The following is a 21065-nucleotide window of genomic DNA, read 5'->3' on the forward strand; positions in this document are numbered from 1 at the left end:
CGCGGCCCGGGCTGCGCGGGGGCGCGCCCCGGCCTAGCCTGCCGGCATGGGGACGGGGATCTGCCCGGGGCCGCCGGCCGCGGTGGCCTGGTGGGCCTGCTGGGCGGCGTGGGCGGCGGCGCTGGCCATCCGGGATCTGCGCCGGGGCCGGCTCGATGACGCGCTCACCCTGCCGGGGCTGGGCCTCGCCCTGGCCGGCGCGGCCGGCTGCGGGGCGCTGCCGGGGGCGCTCGCCGGGGCGGCCGCGTGGGCCGGGCCGCTGCTGGCGGCGGCGCTGGCCGCCCCGGGCCGGCTCGGCGGCGGGGACGTCAAACTCGGCGCCGCCCTCGGCGCCCTGCTCGGCGGCGGCGCCGGGTCCGCGGTCGACGCGGCCGCCGCGGCCTGGCTGGCGGGGGCCCTCTCCGGGCTGCTCACCGCCGCGGCGGGCCTGGCCATCGGTCGGCGCAGCCTGCCGCACGGGCCGGGGATGCTCGCCGCGGCCGGGATCGCGCTCGCCGCCCGGGCGCTGCCCGGCGCCGCCGGGTGAGCCCGGTCACCCGTTTCGCGGGAGGCGGTGCCGCCACGGCGGGCCCGCTCATGCCACAATGTCCGCATGCTTCGATGGACCACAGCGGGCGAGTCCCACGGCCAGGCCCTGATCGCGATGCTCGAGGGCGTCCCCGCGGACGTGCCGGTCACCCGCGACGAGATCTCCCACCACCTCGCCCGGCGCCGCCTCGGCTACGGCCGCGGTGCCCGGATGAAGTTCGAGGCCGACGAGGTCACCCTGCTCGGCGGGGTGCGCCATGGCCGCACCCTCGGCTCCCCGGTGGCGATCCAGGTGGGCAACACCGAATGGCCGAAGTGGACCACCGTGATGAGCGCCGACCCGGTGGACCCGGCGGAGCTGGACACCGCCCGCGGGGCCCGGCTGACCCGGCCCCGGCCCGGGCACGCCGACTTCACCGGGATGCTCAAATACGACCAGGACGACGCCCGGAACATCCTGGAGCGCTCCTCGGCCCGGGAGACCGCCGCCCGGGTCGCCGCCGCCGTGGTCGCCCGGTCCATCCTGCGCGAGGTGCTCGGCGTGGAGGTGGTCAGCCACGTGGTGTCCATCGGCGCCGCCGAGCCCTACGCCGGCCCGCCGCCGGCCTTCGCCGACCAGGAGGCCATCGACGCCTCCCCGGTGCGCGCCTTCGACGCGGCCACCGAGGCCGCCATGATCGCCGAGATCGAGGCGGCGAAGAAGCAGGGCGACACCCTCGGCGGGGTGGTGGAGGTCGTGGTGCACGGGCTGCCGGTGGGCCTGGGCGCGCACGTCTCCGGGGACCGCCGGCTGGACTCCCGGCTGGCGGCGGCGGTGATGGGCATCCAGTCGGTCAAGGGCGTGGAGATCGGCGACGGCTTCGCCGAGGCCCGCCGCCGAGGCACCGAGGCCCATGACGAGATGGTCCGCCAGGACTCCGGGGTGGGCCGGCTGAGCAACCGGGCCGGCGGCCTGGAGGGCGGGATGACCAACGGCCAGCCGCTGGTGGTGCGCGCCGCCCTGAAGCCGATTTCCACGGTGCCGCGGGCGCTGCGCACCGTGGACATGGCCACCGGGGCGCCGGCCACCGCCATCCACCAGCGCTCCGACGTGTGCGCGGTGCCCGCCGGCGGGGTGGTCGCCGAGGCGATGGTGGCGCTCACCCTCGCCCAGGCGACCCTGGAGAAGTTCGGCGGGGACTCCATCGGGGAGACCGCCCGCAACGCCCGCGGCTACCTGGCGCGGGTCGCCGAGCGGCTGGACTGGGCCTAGGGGGCGGCGGTGGCGAGAGGTCAGGATCCGCGGCGGCCGGCGGCGGTGCTGGTGGGCCCGCCCGGGGCGGGCAAGACCACGGTCGGCCGGCGGCTGGCCCGCGCCCTGGGCGTGGCCTTCGCCGACACCGACGAGATGATCGAGGACCGCACCGGCCGGGCCTGCGGGGAGGTCTACGCCGAGCTCGGCGAGGAGGCCTTCCGGGTGCTGGAGGCCGAGGTGGTCGAGGCCGCCCTCGCCGGGGAGGGGATCCTGGCGCTGGGCGGGGGAGCGGTGGTCACCCCCGCGACCCGGGAGCTGCTCACCCGGCACACCGTCGTCCACCTGGACGTCTCCGTGGCCGAGGGGGTGCGCCGCACCGCGCGGGGCGGGCACCGGCCGATCCTGGCCGGGGCGGACCCCGAGGCGCGCTACCGTGAACTCCTCGGGCGGCGGCGGCCGCTCTACGACGAGGTCGCCGACTTCCGGGTGCGCTCCGACGAGCGCTCCCCGCAGCGGGTGGTGGCCCAGATCCTCTCCTTCCTGGAGACAGACGGCGACGACGGGGCGTAGCCCGCCCCGCCGCGTGAAAGGACGAGTACGACGTGAGCAGCATCATCGAGGTCCGCGGACCCGACCCGTACCGGGTGACCGTGGACCACGGCCTGGTCGAGGCGATCGCCGCGGCCGCCACCGCCGGGGACCGGGCGGTCGCCGCGGTCGTGCACCAGCCCACCGTGGCCGGCTACGCCGCGCGGATCGCCGAGGCGATCGAGGCCCGCGGGGTGGCGGCGGCCCGGATCGGGCTGCCCGACGCCGAGGAGGGCAAGACCCTCGAGGTCGCCGGGGCCTGCTGGGACGCCTTCGGGGAGCGCGGCCTGGGCCGCGGGGACGCGGTGGTCGCCGTCGGCGGCGGCGCCGCCACCGACCTGGGCGGCTTCCTCGCCGCCGGCTGGATGCGCGGCATCGACGTGATCCAGGTGCCCACCACCCTGCTGGGCATGGTGGACGCCGCGGTGGGCGGCAAAACCGGGGTGAACACCGCCGCCGGGAAGAACCTGGTCGGCGCCTTCCACGAGCCGCGGGCCGTCTTCGCCGACCTGGACCAGCTGCGCACCCTGCCGGAGGCGGAGATCGTCGCCGGCAGCGCCGAGATCATCAAGGCCGGGTTCATCGACGACCCGGTCATCCTGGACCGCTACGAGGCCGACCCGGCGGCCTGCCTGGACGTGGACCGGGCGCTGCCGGAGCTCATCGCCCGCGCGATCGCGGTCAAGGCGGAGGTCGTCGCCGCGGACCTGCGCGAGGCCGGGCTGCGGGAGACCCTCAACTACGGGCACACCTTCGGCCACGCGGTGGAGCTGCACGAACGCTACCGCTGGCGGCACGGCCACGCCGTGGCCGTGGGCATGGTCTACGTCGCCGAGCTCGCCGCGCACCTGGGCATGATCGGCCCCGAGCTGCTCGCCCGGCACCGCCGGATCCTGGAGTCGGTGGGCCTGCCCACCACCTACGCCCCGGGCCTCTTCGACGAGCTGCACGCGGCGATGACCCGGGACAAGAAGAACCGGGGCGGCCGGCTGCGCTTCGTCGCGGTCACCCGGCCCGGGGAGTGCACCCGGATCGAGGCCCCCGCCGAGGAGGCGCTGCGCGCCGCCTACGCCGCGCTGTGCGAATCCGGCCGGCCGGCCCGGACGGGGGGTGCGCGATGAGCGCCGCGGAGCGGCCCACGGTGCTGGTGCTCAACGGGCCGAACCTGTCCCGGCTCGGCCGGCGCGAACCCGGGGTATACGGGGCGACCACCCTCGCCGAGGTCGAGCGCGGCCTGATCGCGCTCGGCGCGGAGCTGGGCCTGGCCGTGGACTGCCGGCAGTCCGAGTACGAGGGCCGGCTCATCGAATGGGCCCATGAGGCCGCCGACCGCGGCTGGCCGGTGATCATCAACCCCGGGGGCCTGACGCACACCTCGGTGGCGCTGCGCGACGCCCTCGCCGAGGTCGCCGCCGGGCCCGGCTTCCACGAGGTGCACATCTCCAACGTGCACGCCCGGGAGGAGTTCCGGCACCGCTCGCTGCTGTCCGGGATCGCCGCCGGGATCCTCATCGGCTGCGGCACCAACGGCTACGCGCTGGCCCTGCGCGATGTGGCGCACCGGCTGGCGGGGACGGGGGAGTGAACCCATGACCGCCATCGACCACGCCGCCCGCCGCGACCGGCTCGCCGCGGCCCTGGCCGCCGCCGGCACCGCCGCGCTGCTGGTCACCCGCGCCGAGCACGTGCGCTGGCTCACCGGCTTCACCGGCTCCAATGCGGCGCTGCTGCTCGACGCCTCCGGGGCGGCGGCGATCGCCACCGACTCCCGCTACACCACCCAGGTCGCCGACCAGGCCCCGGGCCTGCGCTGCGTCACCGCCCGGGACTGCCCCCCGGCGCTGCTCGCGGACTACCGCGACGGCTCCGCCTGGCCGGGCCGGGCCGGTGATCCCGGGGGCCCCGCCCGGGTCGGCTTCGAGGCGGACTGGCTGAGCTTCGCCGCCGCCGGCGCCCTGCGCGAGGCCGCCGCGGGGCTCGGCCTGGAACCCACCCGGGGCCTGGTGGAGGACCTGCGCCTGGTCAAGGAGCCGGCGGAGCTGGACCTGCTGCGCCGCGCGGCCGCGGTCGCCGTCGGCGCCTACCGGGATCTGCTCGCCGCCGGCGGGATCGCCGCCGGGCGCACCGAACGGGAGGTCGCCGCCGACCTGGAGCACCGGATGCGGCTGCGCGGGGCGGACCGGCCCAGCTTCGACACCATCGTCGCCTCCGGGCCGAACTCGGCGCTGCCGCACCACGGCGCCGCGGACCGGGTGCTCGCCCGCGGGGACCTGGTCACCATCGACTTCGGCGCCCTGGTCGACGGCTACTGCTCGGACATGACCCGCACCACCGTGGTCGGCGGGGCCGAGGCCGCCGACGACTTCGCCCGGGAGATCCACTCGGTGGTGCTGCGCGCCCAACTCGCCGGCCTGGCCGCGGCCCGGCCCGGCACCGGGCTCCGCGAGGTCGACGCCGCCTGCCGGGAGGTGATCGCCGCCGCCGGCTGGGGGGAGTACTTCGTGCACTCCACCGGGCACGGCATCGGCGTCGACGTGCACGAGCCGCCCTTCGCCGCCACCCGCGGCCGCGGCGCCCTGGCGGAGGGGATGACCCTCACCATCGAACCCGGGGTGTACGTGCCCGGCCGGGGCGGGGTGCGCATCGAGGACACCGTGATCATCACCTCCGGGGAGTCGGAGAACCTGGTGGACCTGCCGAAGACGCTCTAGGGCCGGGGGCCCCGCGCGGCGTTTCCCGCGCGGGGCGCCGACCGGGTAGCCTGATCCCCCGGGCCCGCCGGCGGCGGGCCCGCGACAGCGACGTCCCCGACCCCGGTACAGGAGCAACTCACGTGGCAACCACCTCCGACTTCAAGAACGGCCTCGTGCTGAAGATCGACGGCAAGCTTCAGCAGATCGTCGAATTCCAGCACGTCAAGCCGGGCAAGGGCCCCGCCTTCGTGCGCACCAAGCTCAAGGACGTGGTCACCGGCAAGACCACCGACAAGACCTTCAACGCCGGCGTCAAGGTCGAGACCGCCACCGTGGACCGCCGGGATATGACCTACCTGTACCACGACGGCACCGACTACGTGCTGATGGACGACAAGACCTATGACCAGCTGAACATCGCCCCGGAGCTGATGGGCGACGGCGCCCGGTTCCTGCTGGAGAACTCCCCGGTGCAGGTGTCCTTCCACGAGGGCCAGCCGCTGTTCGCCGAACTGCCGGTGGCCGTGGAGCTCACCGTGGAGCACACCGACCCGGGCCTGCAGGGCGATCGCTCCACCGGCGGCACCAAGCCCGCCACCCTGGAGACCGGCGCCGAGGTGCAGGTGCCGCTGTTCATCAACACCGGCGACGTGCTGAAGATCGACACCCGCGACGGCTCCTACCTGTCCCGGGTGAACAGCTGACCGAGGCATGAAGGAACCCAACTACAAGCGCCGCGGCGCCCGCTACCGGGCCCGCCGGCGCGCCGTGGACCTGCTCTTCGAGGCCGAGCAGCGCGGGGTCAACCCCGTGGACCTGGTCGCGGAGCGGATCGAGATGTCCCGGGAGGACGGCTCCGGGGTGGCCCCGGTGGCCGAGTACGCCGAGCGGATCGTCGTCGGCGTGGCCCGGGAGCTCGACGGCGTGGACGACACCATCGTCGGCTACCTCACCGAGGAATGGCCGCTGCACCGGCTGCCCGCGGTGGATCGGGCGATCCTGCGGGTGGCGGTGTGGGAGCTGCTGCACAACCCGGAGGTGCCCGCCCGGGTGGCGGTGGTGGAGGGCGTGGAGCTCGCCGCCGAGTACTCCACCGACGCCGCGCCGCCGTACATCAACGCCGTGCTGGACGCCGCCGCGGACGTCGCCGAGCACGCCCGGGCCGCGGCCGCCGCGGTGCGCGCCGGGGACCCGGGGCAGGCGCCCGGGCAGGCGCCGGCACCCCCGGACGGGGCGGATGCGGCGGCCGCGCCGCAGGAGCCGCCCGCCGCCGGCTGAGCCGCATCCGGGTGGCCGGGATCACCGGTGGTAACCTCGGATCGGCATGTCACAAGTCGACATCCTTTAACGGACCGCACCGAGAGGCGGGGAAGGAGGTCACGATGAGCGACGGAACACCGGACGGGACCCGGGCGACGGCGAAGCTGCTGGACGCCGAGGAGGTCTCGCGCACGGTCGCGCGCATCGCGCACCAGATCATCGAGAAGACCGCATTGGACGGATCCGCGGCACCCACGGTGGTGCTGCTGGGCATCCCCTCCGGCGGGGTGCCGCTGGCCGAGCGGCTCGCCGGGGACATCGAGCGCTTCTCCGGCATCAGGCCCGCCACCGGCAGCCTGGACATCACCCTGTACCGCGATGACCTGCGCGACCGGCCGCACCGGGCGCTGCAGCCGACCCGGATCCCCGACGGCGGGGTGGACGGGGCGATCGTCATCCTGGTCGACGACGTCCTGTTCTCCGGGCGCACCATCCGCGCCGCCCTGGACGCCATCGGCGACATCGGCCGGCCCGCGGCCATCCAGCTGGCGGTGCTCGTCGACCGCGGGCACCGGGAGCTGCCGATCCGGGCCGACTACGTGGGCAAGAACCTGCCCACCTCGCGCAGCGAGGATGTGCGGGTGCTGGCCCGGGCCATCGACGGCCGGGACGCGGTGCTGCTCACCCGGGGGGCCGGGTCATGAAGCACCTGCTGAGCATCGCGGACCTCAGCCGCGAGGAGATCCTGGGCCTGATGGACGAGGCGGACCGGTTCCGGGAGGCGCTGGCCGGCCGCGAGATCAAGAAGCTGCCCACCCTGCGCGGGCGCACCATCTTCACCTGCTTCTACGAGAACTCCACCCGCACCCGGGCCTCCTTCGAGACCGCCGGGAAGTGGATGAGCGCCGACGTGATCAACATCTCGGCCTCCTCCTCCTCGGTGAAGAAGGGGGAGTCGCTGAAGGACACCGCGCTGACCCTGGACGCGATCGGCGCCGACGCGATCGTGGTGCGCCACCCCGCCTCCGGGGCGGCGAAGCTCATCGCCGACTGGACCGGGGCGCACGGGGGCGCCCCGGCGGTGATCAACGCCGGCGACGGCAAACACCAGCACCCCACCCAGGCGCTGCTCGACGCGGTGACCCTGCGCCAGCGCCTCGGCGGCATCGCCGGGCGCCGGGTGGTCATCGTCGGCGACATCCTGCACTCCCGGGTGGCCCGCTCCAACGCGGACCTGCTGTCCACCCTCGGCGCGGAGGTGGTGCTCGTCGCCCCGCCGACCCTGCTGCCGGTCGGGGTGGAGACCTGGCCGGTGCGGGTGGCGCACCGGATGGAGCCGGAGCTGCCCGAGGCGGACGCGGTGATGATGCTGCGCGTGCAGGCGGAGCGGATGACCGGCGGGTTCTTCCCCTCGCACCGGGAGTACGCCACCCGCTACGGGCTGTCCCGGGACCGGGAGCGGCTGCTGCGCGAGGACTGCGTGGTGCTGCACCCCGGCCCGATGCTGCGCGGTATGGAGATCAACGACCACGTCGCCGACCTGCCGCGCACCGCGGTGCTGCAGCAGGTCGCCAACGGCGTCCACGTGCGGATGGCCGTGCTGTTCACCCTGCTCACCGCCGGGGTCGCCCCGGAGACCGAAGGAGCCGCGAAATGAGCCCCGCCACCCGCGACGACGCCGGCTACCCGGCCGTCGGCCCGCTGGCCGCCCCCGCCCCCGGGGAGCTGCTGCTCACCGGGGTGCGCCCCTACGGGGAGGGCGAGCCCACCCGGGTGCTCATCCGGGACGGGGTGATCGCCGCCATCGGCGAGGGCGCCGAGCCCGCCGACCCCGCCGCGCGCACCCTCGACTTCGATGATCTGGTGCTGCTGCCCGGCCTGGTGGACATCCACGTGCACCTGCGCGAACCCGGCCGGGAGGACACCGAGACCCTGGCCACCGGCTCGGCGGCCGCCGCCCGCGGCGGGTTCACCGCCGTGTTCACCATGGCGAACACCGCCCCGGTCACCGACGACCCCGCGATCGCGGAGGCGGTGTGGCTCAAGGCCCAGGCGATCGGCCTGTGCGATGTGCACCCGGTGGGCTCGATCAGCCGGGGGCTCCGGGGCGAGGGCCTCACCGAGTTCGGCATGCTCGCCGATTCCCAGGCCCGGGTCCGGGTCTTCTCCGACGACGGCAAATGCGTCGACGACCCGATGCTGATGCGCCGGGCGGTGGAATACGCCCGCGGCGAGGACGTGCTGCTCGCCCAGCACTGCGAGGACCCCCGGCTCACCGTCGGCGCGGTCGCCCACGAGGGCGCCACCGCCGCCCGGCTCGGTCTGGCCGGCTGGCCCCGGGTGGCCGAGGAGTCGGTCGTCGCCCGGGACGCGATCCTGGCCCGCGACTACGGCGGCCGGATGCACATCTGCCACGCCTCCACCGAGGGCACCGTGGCGCTCATCGCCTGGGCCAAGGAGCGCGGCATCCCGCTCACCGCCGAGGTCACCCCGCACCATCTGCTGCTCACCGACGCCCGGCTGGAGAGCTACGACGGGGTGTACCGGGTCAACCCGCCGCTGCGCGAGGACCGCGACGCCGCGGCGCTGCGCGCCGCGCTCATCGACGGCACCCTCGACTGCGTGGCCACCGACCACGCCCCGCACGGCTCCGAGGAGAAGTGCTGCGAATTCGAGCACGCCAAACCGGGCATGCTCGGCCTGGAGACCTCGCTGGCGCTCATCGCCGGGGCCTTCGTCCTCGACGGGCCCTGCGACTGGCGCTGGCTGGCCCGGGTGATGAGCGAACGGCCCGCCGAGATCGTGCGCCTGCCCGGGCACGGCCGGCCGATCGCGGTGGGCGAGCCCGCCAACCTCACCGTCGTCGACCCCGACCGGCGGTGGACGGTGCACGGCGAGGACCTCGCCTCGAAGTCCGCGAACACCCCCTACGAGGGCATGGAGCTGGCCGTCGGCGTCGCCGCGACCATCCTGCGCGGCCGGGTCACCGCCCTCGACGGCGTCGCCGACCCCGGGCCGGCCGCATGAGCCGCCCCGCCGGCGCCGCCGGCGCAGAGAACAACCCCCGCAGCAGCAAGAAAGGCACCCCCGTGACACACGCGCCCGCGCGCCCCGACACCCCCGCGATCCTGGTGCTCGCCGATGGCCGGGTCTTCCGCGGCCTCGGCTTCGGCGCCGTCGGCCGCACCCTCGGCGAGGCGGTGTTCTCCACGGCCATGACCGGCTACCAGGAGACCCTCACCGACCCCAGCTACCACCGGCAGCTGGTCATCGCCACCGCCCCCCAGATCGGCAACACCGGCTGGAATGACGAGGACAGCGAATCCCGCACCGGCCGGATCTGGGCCGCCGGGTTCATCATCCGCGACCTCGCCCGGGCGCACTCCAACTGGCGGGCCGCCCGCTCCCTGGAGGAGGAGCTCGCCGCGCAGGGCATCGTCGGCATCCGCCAGGTCGACACCCGCGCCCTGGTGCGGCATCTGCGGGAGAACGGCTCCACCCCGGCGGGCATCTTCTCCGGGGCCGAGGCCGGCCGCGACGTCGAGGAGTTGATCGAGATCGTGCGCGCCCAGCCGCCGATGGCCGGGGCGGAGCTCGCCGGGGAGGTCAGCTGCGCCGAGCCCTACGTCATCGAACCCGAGGGCGAGGCCCGGCGCACGGTGGTGGCCTGGGACCTGGGCATCAAGTCCAACACCCCCCGCGAGCTCACCCGCCGCGGCATCCGGGTGGTGGTGGTGCCCGCGGACACCGGCTACGCCGAGGCCGTCGCCGCGCACCGCCCGGACGGGATCTTCATGTCCAACGGGCCCGGGGACCCGGCCACCGCCGACCACATGGTGCAGGTCGCCCGGGACGCGATGAGCGCGGGCATGCCCCTGTTCGGCATCTGCTTCGGCAACCAGATCCTGGGCCGCGCCCTGGGCCTGGGCACCTACAAGCTGCGCTTCGGGCACCGCGGCATCAACGTGCCGGTGCAGGACCACCGGGACGGCCGGATCTACATCACCGCGCAGAACCACGGCTTCGCCCTGGAGGGGGAGCCGGACACGCCCTTCGACACCGAATGGGGCACCGCCCGGGTGACCCACACCTGCCTCAACGACGGCGTCGTGGAGGGCGTCGCCCTCGACTCCGGCCTGGCCTTCTCCGTGCAGTACCACCCGGAGTCCGCCGCCGGCCCGCATGACGCGCACAGCCTCTTCGACGCGTTCCTCGAGCTGATGGACCGCACCGCCGACCAGGAAGGTAACTGAGTAAACCCATGCCCCGTCGCACCGACATCAACCACGTCCTGGTCATCGGCTCCGGCCCCATCGTCATCGGCCAGGCCTGCGAGTTCGACTACTCCGGCACCCAGGCCTGCCGGGTGCTGCGCGAGGAGGGACTGCGCGTCACCCTGATCAACTCCAACCCGGCGACCATCATGACCGACCCCGAGTTCGCCGACCACACCTACATCGAGCCGATCCAGCCCGAGTACATCGAGAAGATCCTGGCCAAGGAGCGCGCCGAGGGCCACCCCATCGACGCGGTGCTGGCCACCCTCGGCGGGCAGACCGCGCTCAACGCGGCGATGGCCCTGGACCGGGCGGGCATCCTCGAGGAGTACGGCGTCGAGCTCATCGGCGCGGACATCCCCGCCATCGAGCGCGGCGAGGACCGGCAGATGTTCAAGGACATCGTCGCCCGGGTCGGCGGCGAATCCGCCCGCTCCCGGGTGTGCCACTCCATGGCCGAGGTGCACGACACCGTCGCCGAACTGGGCCTGCCGGTGGTGGTGCGGCCCTCCTTCACCATGGGCGGGCTCGGCTCCGGGCTGGCCTACACCCAGGAGGACCTGGAGCGCATCGCCGGCGGCGGCCTCGCCGCCTCCCCGGAGGCCAATGTGCTCATCGAGGAGTCCATCCTCGGCTGGAAGGAGTTCGAGCTGGAGCTGATGCGCGACTCCGACGACAACGTGGTCGTGATCTGCTCCATCGAGAACGTCGACGCCCTGGGCGTGCACACCGGCGACTCGGTGACCGTGGCGCCCTCGATGACCCTCACCGACCGCGAGTTCCAGATCATGCGGGACCAGGGCATCGCCATCCTGCGCGAGGTCGGGGTGGCCGCCGGCGGCTGCAACATCCAGTTCGCGATCAACCCCGACGACGGCCGGATCATCACCATCGAGATGAACCCGCGGGTGTCGCGCTCCTCGGCCCTGGCCTCGAAGGCCACCGGCTTCCCGATCGCGAAATTCGCCGCGAAGCTGGCCATCGGCTACACCCTGGACGAGATCCAGAACGACATCACCGGGGAGACCCCGGCCGCCTTCGAGCCGGTGCAGGACTACGTCATCGTCAAGGCGCCCCGGTTCGCCTTCGAGAAGTTCCCCGGCGCCGACGACACCCTCACCACCACCATGAAGTCGGTGGGCGAGGCGATGGCCATCGGCCGCAACTACATCTCCGCCCTCGGCAAGGTGATGCGCTCCCTGGAGGGCAAGCCCGCCGGGTTCTGGACCGTACCCGACGAGGACTTCGCCGGGGAGCGCGCCGGCGACGTGGCGGCGGTGCTGGCGGATCTGCGCCGGCCCACCGAGGGCCGGATCTACGACGTGGAGCTGGCCCAGCGGCTGGGCGCCAGCATCGAGCAGATCCACGAGGCCTCCGGGCTGGACCCCTGGTTCATCGCGGAGATGGAGCATCTGCAGGAGCTGCGCACCGCGCTGCTGGAGGCGCCGGTGCTCGACGAGGCGCTGCTGCGCCGGGCGAAGTACTGGGGCCTGTCCGACGCCCAGATCGCGGCGCTGCGCCCCGAGTTCGCCGGGGAGGACGGGATCCGCTCGCTGCGCTGGCGGCTCGGCGTGCACCCGGTGTTCAAGACCGTGGACACCTGCGCCGCCGAATTCGAGGCGACCACCCCGTACCACTACTCCGCCTATGAGCTGGACCCGGCCGCGGAGAGCGAGGTCGCCCCGCAGACCGAGCGGGAGAAGGTGATCATCCTCGGCTCCGGGCCGAACCGGATCGGCCAGGGCATCGAATTCGACTACTCCTGCGTGCACGCCGCCCTGGAGCTGTCCCGGGTGGGCTACGAGACGGTGATGGTCAACTGCAACCCGGAGACCGTCTCCACCGACTACGACACCGCCGACCGCCTCTACTTCGAGCCGCTGACCTTCGAGGACGTCATGGAGGTCTACCACGCCGAATCCGGCTCCGGCACCGTCGCCGGGGTGATCGTGCAGCTCGGCGGGCAGACCCCGCTGGGCCTGGCGCAGCGCCTCGCCGATGCCGGGGTGCCCGTGGTGGGCACCACCCCGGAGGCCATCGACCTGGCCGAGGACCGCGGCGAATTCGGCGAGGTGCTCGCCCGGGCCGGGCTGCCCGCCCCCCGGTTCGGCACCGCCACCTCCTTCGACCAGGCCCGGGCGGTGGCCGAGGAGATCGGCTACCCGGTGCTGGTGCGGCCCTCCTACGTGCTCGGCGGCCGGGGCATGGAGATCGTCTACGACGAGGCGACCCTGGAGGACTACATCAACCGGGCCACGGAGCTGTCCACCGACCACCCGGTGCTGGTGGACCGGTTCCTGGACAACGCCATCGAAATCGACGTGGACGCCCTGTGCGACGGCGGGGAGATCTACCTCGGCGGGGTGATGGAGCATATCGAGGAGGCCGGGATCCACTCCGGCGACTCCGCCTGCGCGCTGCCGCCGATGACCCTGGGCGCGGACACCATCGAGGAGGTGCGCCGGGCCACCGCGGAACTGGCCCGCGGCATCGGGGTGCGCGGGCTGATGAACGTGCAGTACGCGCTGAAGGACGACACCCTCTACGTGATCGAGGCCAACCCGCGGGCCTCCCGCACGGTGCCCTTCGTCTCCAAGGCCACCGGGGTGCCGCTGGCCAAGGCCGCCTCCCGGGTGATGCTCGGCGCCACCATCGCCGAACTGCGCGCCGAGGGGATGCTGCCGGACCGGGGCGACGGCGGGGACCTGCCCGCCGATGCGCCGATCGCGGTGAAGGAGGCGGTGCTGCCCTTCAACCGCTTCCGCAGCCCGGACGGCCGCCAGCTGGACAGCCTGCTCAGCCCGGAGATGAAGTCCACCGGCGAGGTGATGGGCCTGGCCGGGGACTTCGGCGCCGCCTTCGCCAAGTCCCAGGCCGCCGCCTACGGGCAGCTGCCCACCGCCGGCACGGTGTTCGTGTCCCTGGCCAACCGGGACAAGCGCACCCTGGTGTTCCCGATCCAGCGCCTGGCCGGCCTGGGCTTCACCATCCTGGCCACGCACGGCACCGCGGCGATGCTGCGCCGCAACGGCATCGACTGCCGGGAGGTGCACAAGTTCACCGCGGAGGGCCCGGAGGTCGCCGGGGAGCCCACCATCGTCGACGCGATCCGCGGCGGCGAGGTGGATCTCATCATCAACACCCCGGTGGGCTCGGCGGGGTCGCGCTCCGACGGCTACGAGATCCGGGCCGCCGCGGTGGCCATGGGCGTGCCCTGCGTCACCACGGTGCAGGGCGCGGTCGCCGCGGTGCAGGGCATCTCCGCGGTGCTCAACAACGAGACCTCGGTGCGCGCCCTGCAGGATCTGCACCCGGAGTCCCGGTGAGCCGGGCCGGGTTCGGCTCCCGGCTGGCCGCGGCGACCGCCGCGCGCGGCCGGCTGTGCGTGGGCATCGACCCGCACCCGGGGCTGCTGGCGGCCTGGGGGCTGCCCGCCGACGCCGCGGGCCTGGCCCGGTTCACCGAGATCTGCGTGGCCGCCTTCGGCGACACCGTGGCGCTGGTGAAGCCCCAGGTGGCCCTGTTCGAGGAGTACGGCTCCGCGGGCATCGCGGTGCTGGAGCGGGCCCTGGCGGCGCTGCGCGAGGCCGGGGCGCTCACCGTCGCCGACGCCAAACGCGGCGACATCGGCTCCACCATGGCCGCCTACGCCCGGGCCTGGCTGGGGGAGGGCTCGCCGCTGGCCGCGGACGCGGTGACCGTCTCGCCCTATCTCGGCTTCGGCGCGCTGGCCCCGGCGATCGAGGCCGCCGAGGCCACCGGCCGCGGGCTGTTCGTGCTCGCGGCGACCTCCAACCCGGAGGGGGCGGCGGTGCAGTCCGCGCGCACCGGGGGCGGCACCCTCGCCCAGGCGATGGTGGACGCCGCCGCCGCGGCGAATGCGCCGCACCTGGCCGCCGGGGAGCCCGCCGGCCCGGTGGGCGTGGTGGTCGGCGCCACCGTCGCCGAACCGCCCCGGCTGGACCACCTCGGCGGGGCGGTGCTCATGCCCGGGGTGGGCGCCCAGGGCGCCGACGCCGCCGATGTGGCGCGGGTGGCGGGGGCGGCGGCCCGGCTGGCCCTGCCGAACATCTCCCGGGCGGTGCTCGCCGCCGGCCCGGATCCGGCGGCGCTGCGCGCCGCGGCGCTCGCCGCCGCCGCGGACTTCCCGGCCTGAGCTGGGCGGACCGGCCCACCCGCCGCCCCCGGGCGGTGCCGGCGCCGGGATCGCGCGGTGCTACACTTGGCCGGTCGACGCCCCCGGGCGCGCGGAGCCCCGCGCACCCGAACAGGCGAAACACACGGCGGGGCATTACCGCAACGGGTCACCGGTGCGGTACCGTCGAGAAACCGCCGCAGGCCACCCGGCCGAGGCGAATCAACCCATACCCCTAGATGTAACGGAGGAACCCGTGGCCCTTCCGCAGTTGACCCCGGAGCAGCGCGCCGCAGCGCTGGAGAAGGCCGCCCAGGCCCGCAAGGTCCGCGCCGAGCTCAAGGACAAGCTCAAGCGCGGCGCGACCGACCTCCCGGAGGTCCTCAAGCAGGCCGACAAGGACGAGATCATCGGCAAGATGAAGGTCTCCGCCCTCCTGGAGGCCCTGCCCAAGGTGGGCAAGGTCAAGGCGCAGGAGATCATGTCGGATCTCGAGATCGCCCAGACCCGCCGCCTGCGCGGCCTGGGCGATCGGCAGCGCCGCGCGCTGCTGGAGCGCTTCGGCTTCTCCCCGGAGGACTAGCCCCATGCGCGGTACCGGAACCGGCGACGCACCCCTGGTCGTCCTCTCCGGCCCCGCCGGGGTCGGCAAGTCCACCGTGGTCTCGCGACTGCGGGCGGAGGTTCCGGGGCTGTTCTTCAGCGTCTCCATGACGACGCGCGCCCCGCGCCCCGGCGAGGTCGACGGCGAGGACTACCTCTTCGTCACCCCGGAGGCGTTCCAGGAGCGCATCGACGCCGGGGAGATGCTGGAGTGGGCGGACGTGCACGGCGGCCTGCACCGCTCCGGCACCCCGGGCGCCCCGGTGGCCGAGGCCCGCGCCGCCGGCCGGCCGGTGCTGGTGGAGGTCGACCTCGCCGGCGCCCGCAGCATCCGGCGGGCGATGCCGGAGGCCCGCCTGGTCTTCCTCGCCCCGCCCAGCTGGGAGGTGCTCGTGGAGCGCCTCACCGGCCGCGGCACCGAGGACGAGGAGAAGATCCGGCGCCGGCTGCGCACCGCCGAGGTGGAGCTCGCCGCCCGCGACGAGTTCGACCGGGTGGTCGTCAACGACGACGTCACCGCCGCGGTCGCCGCCATCGCCGCCGAACTCCGGGCCGGCTGACCCCGCACCCACCGGCCCGCACCCCGGCGCCCGGCCCCCGGCCGGGCGTCTTGTCCGGCGCCGCCCCCGGCGCGCGCCGACACCCGAACCGAGAACCGAAGGAAGCAATCGACGTGACCCAGGACTCCACCACCGCCGCCGTGGCGACCCCCGCCCCGGAGGCCGTGTTCGACCCGCCGGTGGGCATCACCAACCCGCCGATCGACGAGCTGCTGTCCACCGTGTCCTCCAAGTACGCGCTGGTCATCTTCGCGGCGAAGCGGGCCCGGCAGATCAACGACTACTACCAGCAGCTCGACGAGGGCATGCTCGAGTTCGTCGGCCCCCTGCTCAACCCGGCGGCGGCGGAGAAGCCGCTGTCCATCGCGCTGCGCGAGATCAACTCCGGGCTGCTCGAGCACACCGAGGGCTAGCGGGGCGCCCATGCCTGGCCGAGATCCCCGTGCGCGGCTGAACATCGTCGTCGGCGTCGCCGGCGGCATCGCCGCCTACAAGGCCTGCCACCTGGTGCGCTTCCTCACCGAACGCGGGCACCGGGTGCGGGTCGCGCCGACCCCCGCGGCGCTGAACTTCGTCGGCGCCGCCACCTTCGAGGCGCTGTCCGGCAACCCGGTGTCCAGCGGCGTCTTCGAGGCCGTGGACGAGGTCCGGCACGTCCGGATCGGCCAGGAGGCGGATCTGGTGGTGGTCGCCCCGGCCACCGCGGATCTGCTCGCCCGGGCCGCCGCCGGCCGGGCCGATGATCTGCTCACCGCCACCCTGCTCACCGCCACCTGCCCGGTGGTGCTCGCCCCGGCGATGCACGCCGAGATGTGGGCGCATCCGGCGACCCGGGACAACGTGGCCACCCTGCGCCGCCGCGGCACCATCGTGCTGGAGCCGGCGGTGGGCCGCCTCACCGGCGCCGACTCCGGGCCCGGCCGGCTGCCGGAGCCGGCGCAGATCGGGGCGATGGCGCTGCTCGCCGCCGAGCGCCCCGGGGCGCTCGCCCGGGATCTCGCCGGCACCCGGGTGCTGGTCTCCGCCGGCGGCACCCGGGAGGCCCTGGACCCGGTGCGCTTCCTGGGCAACCACTCCTCCGGCCGGCAGGGCTTCGCGATCGCCGAGGTCGCGGCGCACCGCGGCGCGGAGGTGACCCTCGTCGCCGGCGCCGTGGACGCGCTGCCGGACCCGCCCGGGGTGCGGCGGGTGGACGTGGTCTCCGCCGCCGAGCTGCGCGCCGAGATGACCTCCCGGGCCCCGGCGGCGGACATCGTGGTGATGGCCGCGGCGGTGGCCGACTACCGGCCCGCCCGGGCCGCGGAGGCGAAGCTGAAGAAGGCCGCCGGCGCGGGGGAGGGCCCCACCACCCTGGAGCTGGTGGAGAACCCGGACATCCTCGCCGAGCTGGTGCGCACCCGCGGCGCCGCCGGCCCGGTCATCGTCGGCTTCGCCGCGGAGACCGGGGACGCCGAGGCCGGGCCGCTGGCGCATGCGCGGGCGAAGCTGGCCCGCAAGGGCTGCGATCTGCTCATGTGCAACGACGTCTCCGGGGGCGCCACCTTCGGCGCCGAGGACAACGCCGGCTGGCTGCTCGCCCCGGCGGCGGGGGAGGCCGGCGCCGAGGTCACCGAGGTGCCGCGCGGCTCCAAGCACGCGGTGGCCGCCGCGATCCTGGACCGGGCCGCCGCCGCGGCCGCGGCCCGCTGAACCCCGCCGGACCCGCCGGGGCCGCCCCCGGCTCCCCCCGGGCGTACCGCTTGGTCTAGACTCTGCGGGGTGCCGTCCCGGGCGACCGGGGCGGCGGGCGAACCAGCACAGACGATGAGCACCACGCCCCCGGCCGGGCGAGACCGGCGCGGGCGGGGAAAGGCCAGGACACCGTGAGCGGACGACTCCGACTCTTCACCAGCGAATCGGTGACGGAGGGGCACCCGGACAAGATCTGCGACGCCGTCAGCGACTCCATCCTCGACGCCATGCTGGCGAAGGACCCGCAGGCCCGGGTGGCGGTGGAGACCGTGGTCACCACCGGCCTGGTGCACGTCGTCGGCGAGGTCTCCACCTCCGCCTACGTCGACATCGCCGGGATCGTGCGCTCCCGGCTGCGCGAGATCGGCTTCGACTCCTCGGAGAAGGGCTTCGACGGCACCACCTGCGGGGTGTCCATCTCCATCGGCGAGCAGTCCCCGGAGATCTCCGAGGGCGTCACCGAATCCCTGGAGTCGCGCAGCGGCGCCGGGCCGGTGGAGGACCTGGACCGCGCCGGCGCCGGCGACCAGGGCCTGATGTTCGGCTACGCGGTGCGGGAGACCCCCGAGCTGATGCCGCTGCCCATCGCCCTGGCGCACCGGCTGGCCCGCCGGCTCACCGAGGTGCGCAAGGACGGCACCCTGGACTACCTGCGCCCCGACGGCAAAACCCAGGTCACCATCGGCTACGACGAGCACGACCGCCCGGTGGCCCTGGACACCGTGGTGATCTCCACCCAGCACAACCCCGGGGTGGCGCACGCCGACCTGGAGCGGGACCTGCGCGCCGCGGTGCTGGAGCCGGTGCTCGCCGAGGAGGGCCTCCCGGAGCTCGCCACCGCGGACCTCACCCTGCTGGTGAACCCCTCCGGCTCCTTCGTGCTCGGCGGCCCGATGGGCGACGCCGGGCTCACCGGCCGCAAGATCATCGTGGACACCTACGGCGGCATGGCCCGGCACGGCGGCGGCGCCTTCTCCGGCAAGGACCCCTCGAAGGTGGACCGCTCCGCGGCCTACGCGATGCGCTGGGTGGCGAAGAACATCGTCGCCGCCGGCCTCGCCGACCGGGTGGAGGTGCAGGTGGCCTACGCCATCGGCCGGGCCAACCCGGTGGGCCTGTACGTGGAGACCTTCGGCACCGCGCAGGTGCCCGAGGACCGGATCGCCGAGGCGATCCGCAAGGTCTTCGACCTGCGCCCGGCGGCGATCATCGCCGAACTGGACCTGCGCCGGCCGATCTACGCGCCCACCGCCGCCTACGGCCACTTCGGCCGCACCGACGTGGATCTGCCCTGGGAGCGGGTCGACCGGGTGGCGGACCTGCGCGCCGCCGCCGGGGCCTAGGCCCGCACCGCGGCGCCGCCGCCCGCGCGCCTACCATCGGCGGACATGGAGCAGACGAGCCCGGCCCCCGCGGGGCCCATGGTGGCCCGGGTGCTGCCGCTGCTCGGGCTGCCGCACCTGGACCGGGCCTTCGACTACCGGATCCCCGGGGACCTCGACGAGGCGGCCCGGCCCGGGGTGCGGGTGCGGATCCGCTTCGCCGGCCGGCTGGTCGACGGGATCCTGCTGGAGCGCGCCGCCGCCACCGAGCACCCCGGGGATCTGCAGCCGCTCAAGGCGGTGATCTCCCCGGAGGTGGTCTACCCGCCGCGGCTGGCGCGGCTGGTGGACTCCCTCGCCGAGTACCTCGGCGGGGTGCGCTCCGATCTCATCCGGGCCGCGGTGCCCGGCCGGCACGCCCGGGTGGAGCGGGGCCGCACCGGGGAGCCGCCCAGCTGGGAGGAGCTGGGCCCGCTGGCGGGGGAGGCGCCGGATCTGGGGGCCTGGTCCCGCTACGCCTGGGGGGAGTCCTTCGTGGACGCCACCCTGGCCGGGGCCCCGGCGCGGGCGGCCTGGCAGGCCGCCCCCGGCGAGGACCGGGCGGCCCGGGTCGCGGAGCTGGCGGTGGCGGTGGCGCGCGCCGGCGGCGGGGCGCTCATCATCGTCCCGGACGCCCGCCGGGTGGCCCGGGTCGAGGCGGCGCTGCGGGAGCTGGTCGCCGCCCGGCAGATCACGGTGCTCACCGCCGAGGTCGGCCCGGAGGCGCGCTACCGGCGCTACCTGGACATCCTGCACGGCTCCGCCCGGCTGGTGGTGGGCACCCGCTCCGCGGCCTTCGCGCCGCTGCCGGGGCTGCGCCTGGCGGTGCTGCTCGACGACGGCGACGACAACCTCGTCGACCCCCGGGCCCCCTACGCCCACGCCCGGGAGGTGCTGGTCACCCGCAGCTCCCAGGAGGGCTGCGCGCTGCTGCTCGGCGGCTGGGCGCGCACCGCCGAGGTCGCCGATCTGGTGCGCCGCGGCTGGGCGGGCTCCCTGGTGCCGGAGACCGCGGCGCTGGCCGCGGCGGCGCCGGCGCTGAGCGCCACCGCGGACAGCGCCGTGGACCCGGACGCCGCCCCCCGGGGCCGGCTGCCCGCGGCCGCCTACCGGGCGGCCACCGCCGCGCTGCGCGCCGGGGCCCCGGTGCTGGTGCAGGTGCCCCGCCGCGGCTACCAGCCGGCCCTGGCCTGCGGGCGCTGCGGCACCCCGGCGCGCTGCCCGGCCTGCAATGGCCCGCTGGGCATCCCCGCCCCCGGCCCGGAGGGGGCGGCGCAGCCGCCGGCCTGCCGCTGGTGCGGGCACCCGGTGGCCCGGCACCGCTGCCGGGAGTGCGGTTCGCCGCGGCTGCGGGCCACGATCACCGGCTCCGAGCGCACCGCCGAGGAGCTCGGCCGGGTCTTCGCCCCGCACCCGGTGCGCTCCTCGGCGGGGGAGCGGATCCTGCGGCGGGTGGACGACGGGCCCCGGGTGGTGGTGGCCACCCCGGGCGCGGAGCCGGTCGCCGAGGGCGGCTACGGGGCGGTGCTGCTCCTGGACACCTGGGCGATGCTCGGCCGGCAGGATCTGCGCGCCGCCGAGGACGCCCTGGCGCACTGGCTGGCCGCCGCGGCCCTGGCCCGGCCCGCGGCCGCCGGCGGCGCGGTGGTCGTCGACGCCGACGCCGCGATCCCGGCGGTGGCGGCGCTGCTGCGCTGGGACCCGGCCGGGGCGGCGGCGGCGGAGCTGGCGGACCGGGCGGTGGCCGGGTTCCCCCCGGCGACCCGGATGGCCGCCGTGGACGGCACCGCCGAGGCGGTGCGCCGCTTCCTCGGCCAGCTGGCCCTGCCCGCCGGGGCCGAGGTGCTCGGCCCGGTGGATTTCCCGCCCGGGCCGCGGCCGCCGGCCGGGCTCACCGCCGCGGAGACCCGGCGGGCGCTGCTGCGGGTGCCCCGGGAGCACGCCCGGGAGCTCGGCCGGGCGCTGCGCGCCGCGGCGGCCTCCCGGGCCCTGGTGCGCGAGGAGCGCCCGGTGCGCGTCATCGTGGACCCGGCCCGGATCGGCTGAGCCGGCCGGGCGGGTACCATGGTGCGGCCCCGCCCCGCCGGCCCCCGCC

At 75.4% G+C, this 21065-nt stretch carries 20 protein-coding genes; all 20 read left to right on the top strand.

The annotated features are described in order from the left end of the window. The first annotated feature begins 46 nt into the window (after positions 1 to 46). The 20 genes from CSPHI_RS06035 (at position 47) to CSPHI_RS06130 (ending at position 21016) form a co-directional block, all read left to right on the top strand. Complete coding sequence (locus tag CSPHI_RS06035) at positions 47 to 526, top strand: prepilin peptidase (RefSeq protein ID WP_075691943.1); 480 nt, start codon at positions 47 to 49, stop codon at positions 524 to 526. Positions 527 to 592: 66 nt separating this feature from the next. Further along, positions 593 to 1780: a chorismate synthase gene (gene aroC, locus CSPHI_RS06040; RefSeq protein WP_075691944.1), complete on the top strand. Its 1188-nt coding sequence runs from the start codon at positions 593 to 595 to the stop codon at positions 1778 to 1780. A gap of 9 nt (positions 1781 to 1789) precedes the next feature. After that, positions 1790 to 2332, top strand: coding sequence for a shikimate kinase (locus CSPHI_RS06045; protein ID WP_075691945.1), 543 nt, complete (start codon positions 1790 to 1792; stop codon positions 2330 to 2332). 32 nt (positions 2333 to 2364) lie between these two features. Next, positions 2365 to 3471, top strand: coding sequence for a 3-dehydroquinate synthase (gene aroB, locus CSPHI_RS06050; RefSeq protein ID WP_075691946.1), 1107 nt, complete (start codon positions 2365 to 2367; stop codon positions 3469 to 3471). After that, positions 3468 to 3935, top strand: a complete 468-nt coding sequence (locus CSPHI_RS06055) for a type II 3-dehydroquinate dehydratase (RefSeq protein WP_075693829.1) — start codon at positions 3468 to 3470, stop codon at positions 3933 to 3935. Before aroB ends, CSPHI_RS06055 begins: the two co-directional genes overlap by 4 nt. 4 nt (positions 3936 to 3939) lie before the next feature. Further along, entirely contained in the window at positions 3940 to 5061 is a 1122-nt protein-coding gene (locus CSPHI_RS06060; RefSeq protein WP_075691947.1) for an aminopeptidase P family protein, read from the top strand. 122 nt (positions 5062 to 5183) lie between these two features. Further along, positions 5184 to 5747, top strand: a complete 564-nt coding sequence (efp, locus tag CSPHI_RS06065; protein WP_075691948.1) for an elongation factor P — start codon at positions 5184 to 5186, stop codon at positions 5745 to 5747. A 7-nt stretch (positions 5748 to 5754) separates the two neighbouring features. Continuing rightward, positions 5755 to 6321: a transcription antitermination factor NusB gene (gene nusB / locus CSPHI_RS06070; RefSeq protein ID WP_075691949.1), complete on the top strand. Its 567-nt coding sequence runs from the start codon at positions 5755 to 5757 to the stop codon at positions 6319 to 6321. Between the two features lie 104 nt (positions 6322 to 6425). Further along, positions 6426 to 7007, top strand: coding sequence for a bifunctional pyr operon transcriptional regulator/uracil phosphoribosyltransferase PyrR (gene pyrR / locus CSPHI_RS06075; protein ID WP_075691950.1), 582 nt, complete (start codon positions 6426 to 6428; stop codon positions 7005 to 7007). Further along, positions 7004 to 7960, top strand: coding sequence for an aspartate carbamoyltransferase catalytic subunit (locus CSPHI_RS06080; protein WP_075691951.1), 957 nt, complete (start codon positions 7004 to 7006; stop codon positions 7958 to 7960). Before pyrR ends, CSPHI_RS06080 begins: the two co-directional genes overlap by 4 nt. Beyond that, on the top strand, positions 7957 to 9330 hold the full coding sequence (locus CSPHI_RS06085; protein WP_075691952.1) for a dihydroorotase: 1374 nt from the start codon (positions 7957 to 7959) through the stop codon (positions 9328 to 9330). Before CSPHI_RS06080 ends, CSPHI_RS06085 begins: the two co-directional genes overlap by 4 nt. Continuing rightward, entirely contained in the window at positions 9327 to 10556 is a 1230-nt protein-coding gene (gene carA, locus CSPHI_RS06090; protein ID WP_084210281.1) for a glutamine-hydrolyzing carbamoyl-phosphate synthase small subunit, read from the top strand. Before CSPHI_RS06085 ends, carA begins: the two co-directional genes overlap by 4 nt. A gap of 8 nt (positions 10557 to 10564) precedes the next feature. Next, entirely contained in the window at positions 10565 to 13906 is a 3342-nt protein-coding gene (gene carB, locus CSPHI_RS06095; RefSeq protein WP_075691954.1) for a carbamoyl-phosphate synthase large subunit, read from the top strand. Further along, the gene (gene pyrF / locus CSPHI_RS06100) at positions 13903 to 14736 is read left to right on the top strand and encodes an orotidine-5'-phosphate decarboxylase (RefSeq protein ID WP_075691955.1); all 834 of its coding nucleotides are present in this window, start codon (positions 13903 to 13905) and stop codon (positions 14734 to 14736) included. The genes carB and pyrF overlap by 4 nt, the downstream gene beginning before the upstream one ends. Positions 14737 to 14971: 235 nt before the next feature. Next, positions 14972 to 15298 (top strand): integration host factor, actinobacterial type, encoded by a 327-nt coding sequence (gene mihF, locus CSPHI_RS06105; RefSeq protein WP_075691956.1) that lies wholly within the window; start codon positions 14972 to 14974, stop codon positions 15296 to 15298. A 4-nt stretch (positions 15299 to 15302) separates the two neighbouring features. Then, entirely contained in the window at positions 15303 to 15878 is a 576-nt protein-coding gene (gene gmk, locus CSPHI_RS06110; protein WP_075691957.1) for a guanylate kinase, read from the top strand. A gap of 140 nt (positions 15879 to 16018) precedes the next feature. Next, on the top strand, positions 16019 to 16291 hold the full coding sequence (gene rpoZ, locus CSPHI_RS06115; RefSeq protein ID WP_157118577.1) for a DNA-directed RNA polymerase subunit omega: 273 nt from the start codon (positions 16019 to 16021) through the stop codon (positions 16289 to 16291). A gap of 10 nt (positions 16292 to 16301) precedes the next feature. Continuing rightward, positions 16302 to 17567, top strand: a complete 1266-nt coding sequence (gene coaBC / locus CSPHI_RS06120) for a bifunctional phosphopantothenoylcysteine decarboxylase/phosphopantothenate--cysteine ligase CoaBC (protein WP_075691959.1) — start codon at positions 16302 to 16304, stop codon at positions 17565 to 17567. A 173-nt stretch (positions 17568 to 17740) separates the two neighbouring features. Beyond that, positions 17741 to 18952 (top strand): methionine adenosyltransferase, encoded by a 1212-nt coding sequence (metK, locus tag CSPHI_RS06125; protein WP_075691960.1) that lies wholly within the window; start codon positions 17741 to 17743, stop codon positions 18950 to 18952. A 45-nt stretch (positions 18953 to 18997) separates the two neighbouring features. Beyond that, positions 18998 to 21016, top strand: coding sequence for a primosomal protein N' family DNA-binding protein (locus CSPHI_RS06130; RefSeq protein WP_075691961.1), 2019 nt, complete (start codon positions 18998 to 19000; stop codon positions 21014 to 21016). Positions 21017 to 21065: the final 49 nt, after the last annotated feature.

The sequence above is a fragment of the Corynebacterium sphenisci DSM 44792 genome (genome assembly GCF_001941505.1).
Taxonomy (GTDB): Bacteria; Actinomycetota; Actinomycetes; order Mycobacteriales; family Mycobacteriaceae; genus Corynebacterium; species Corynebacterium sphenisci.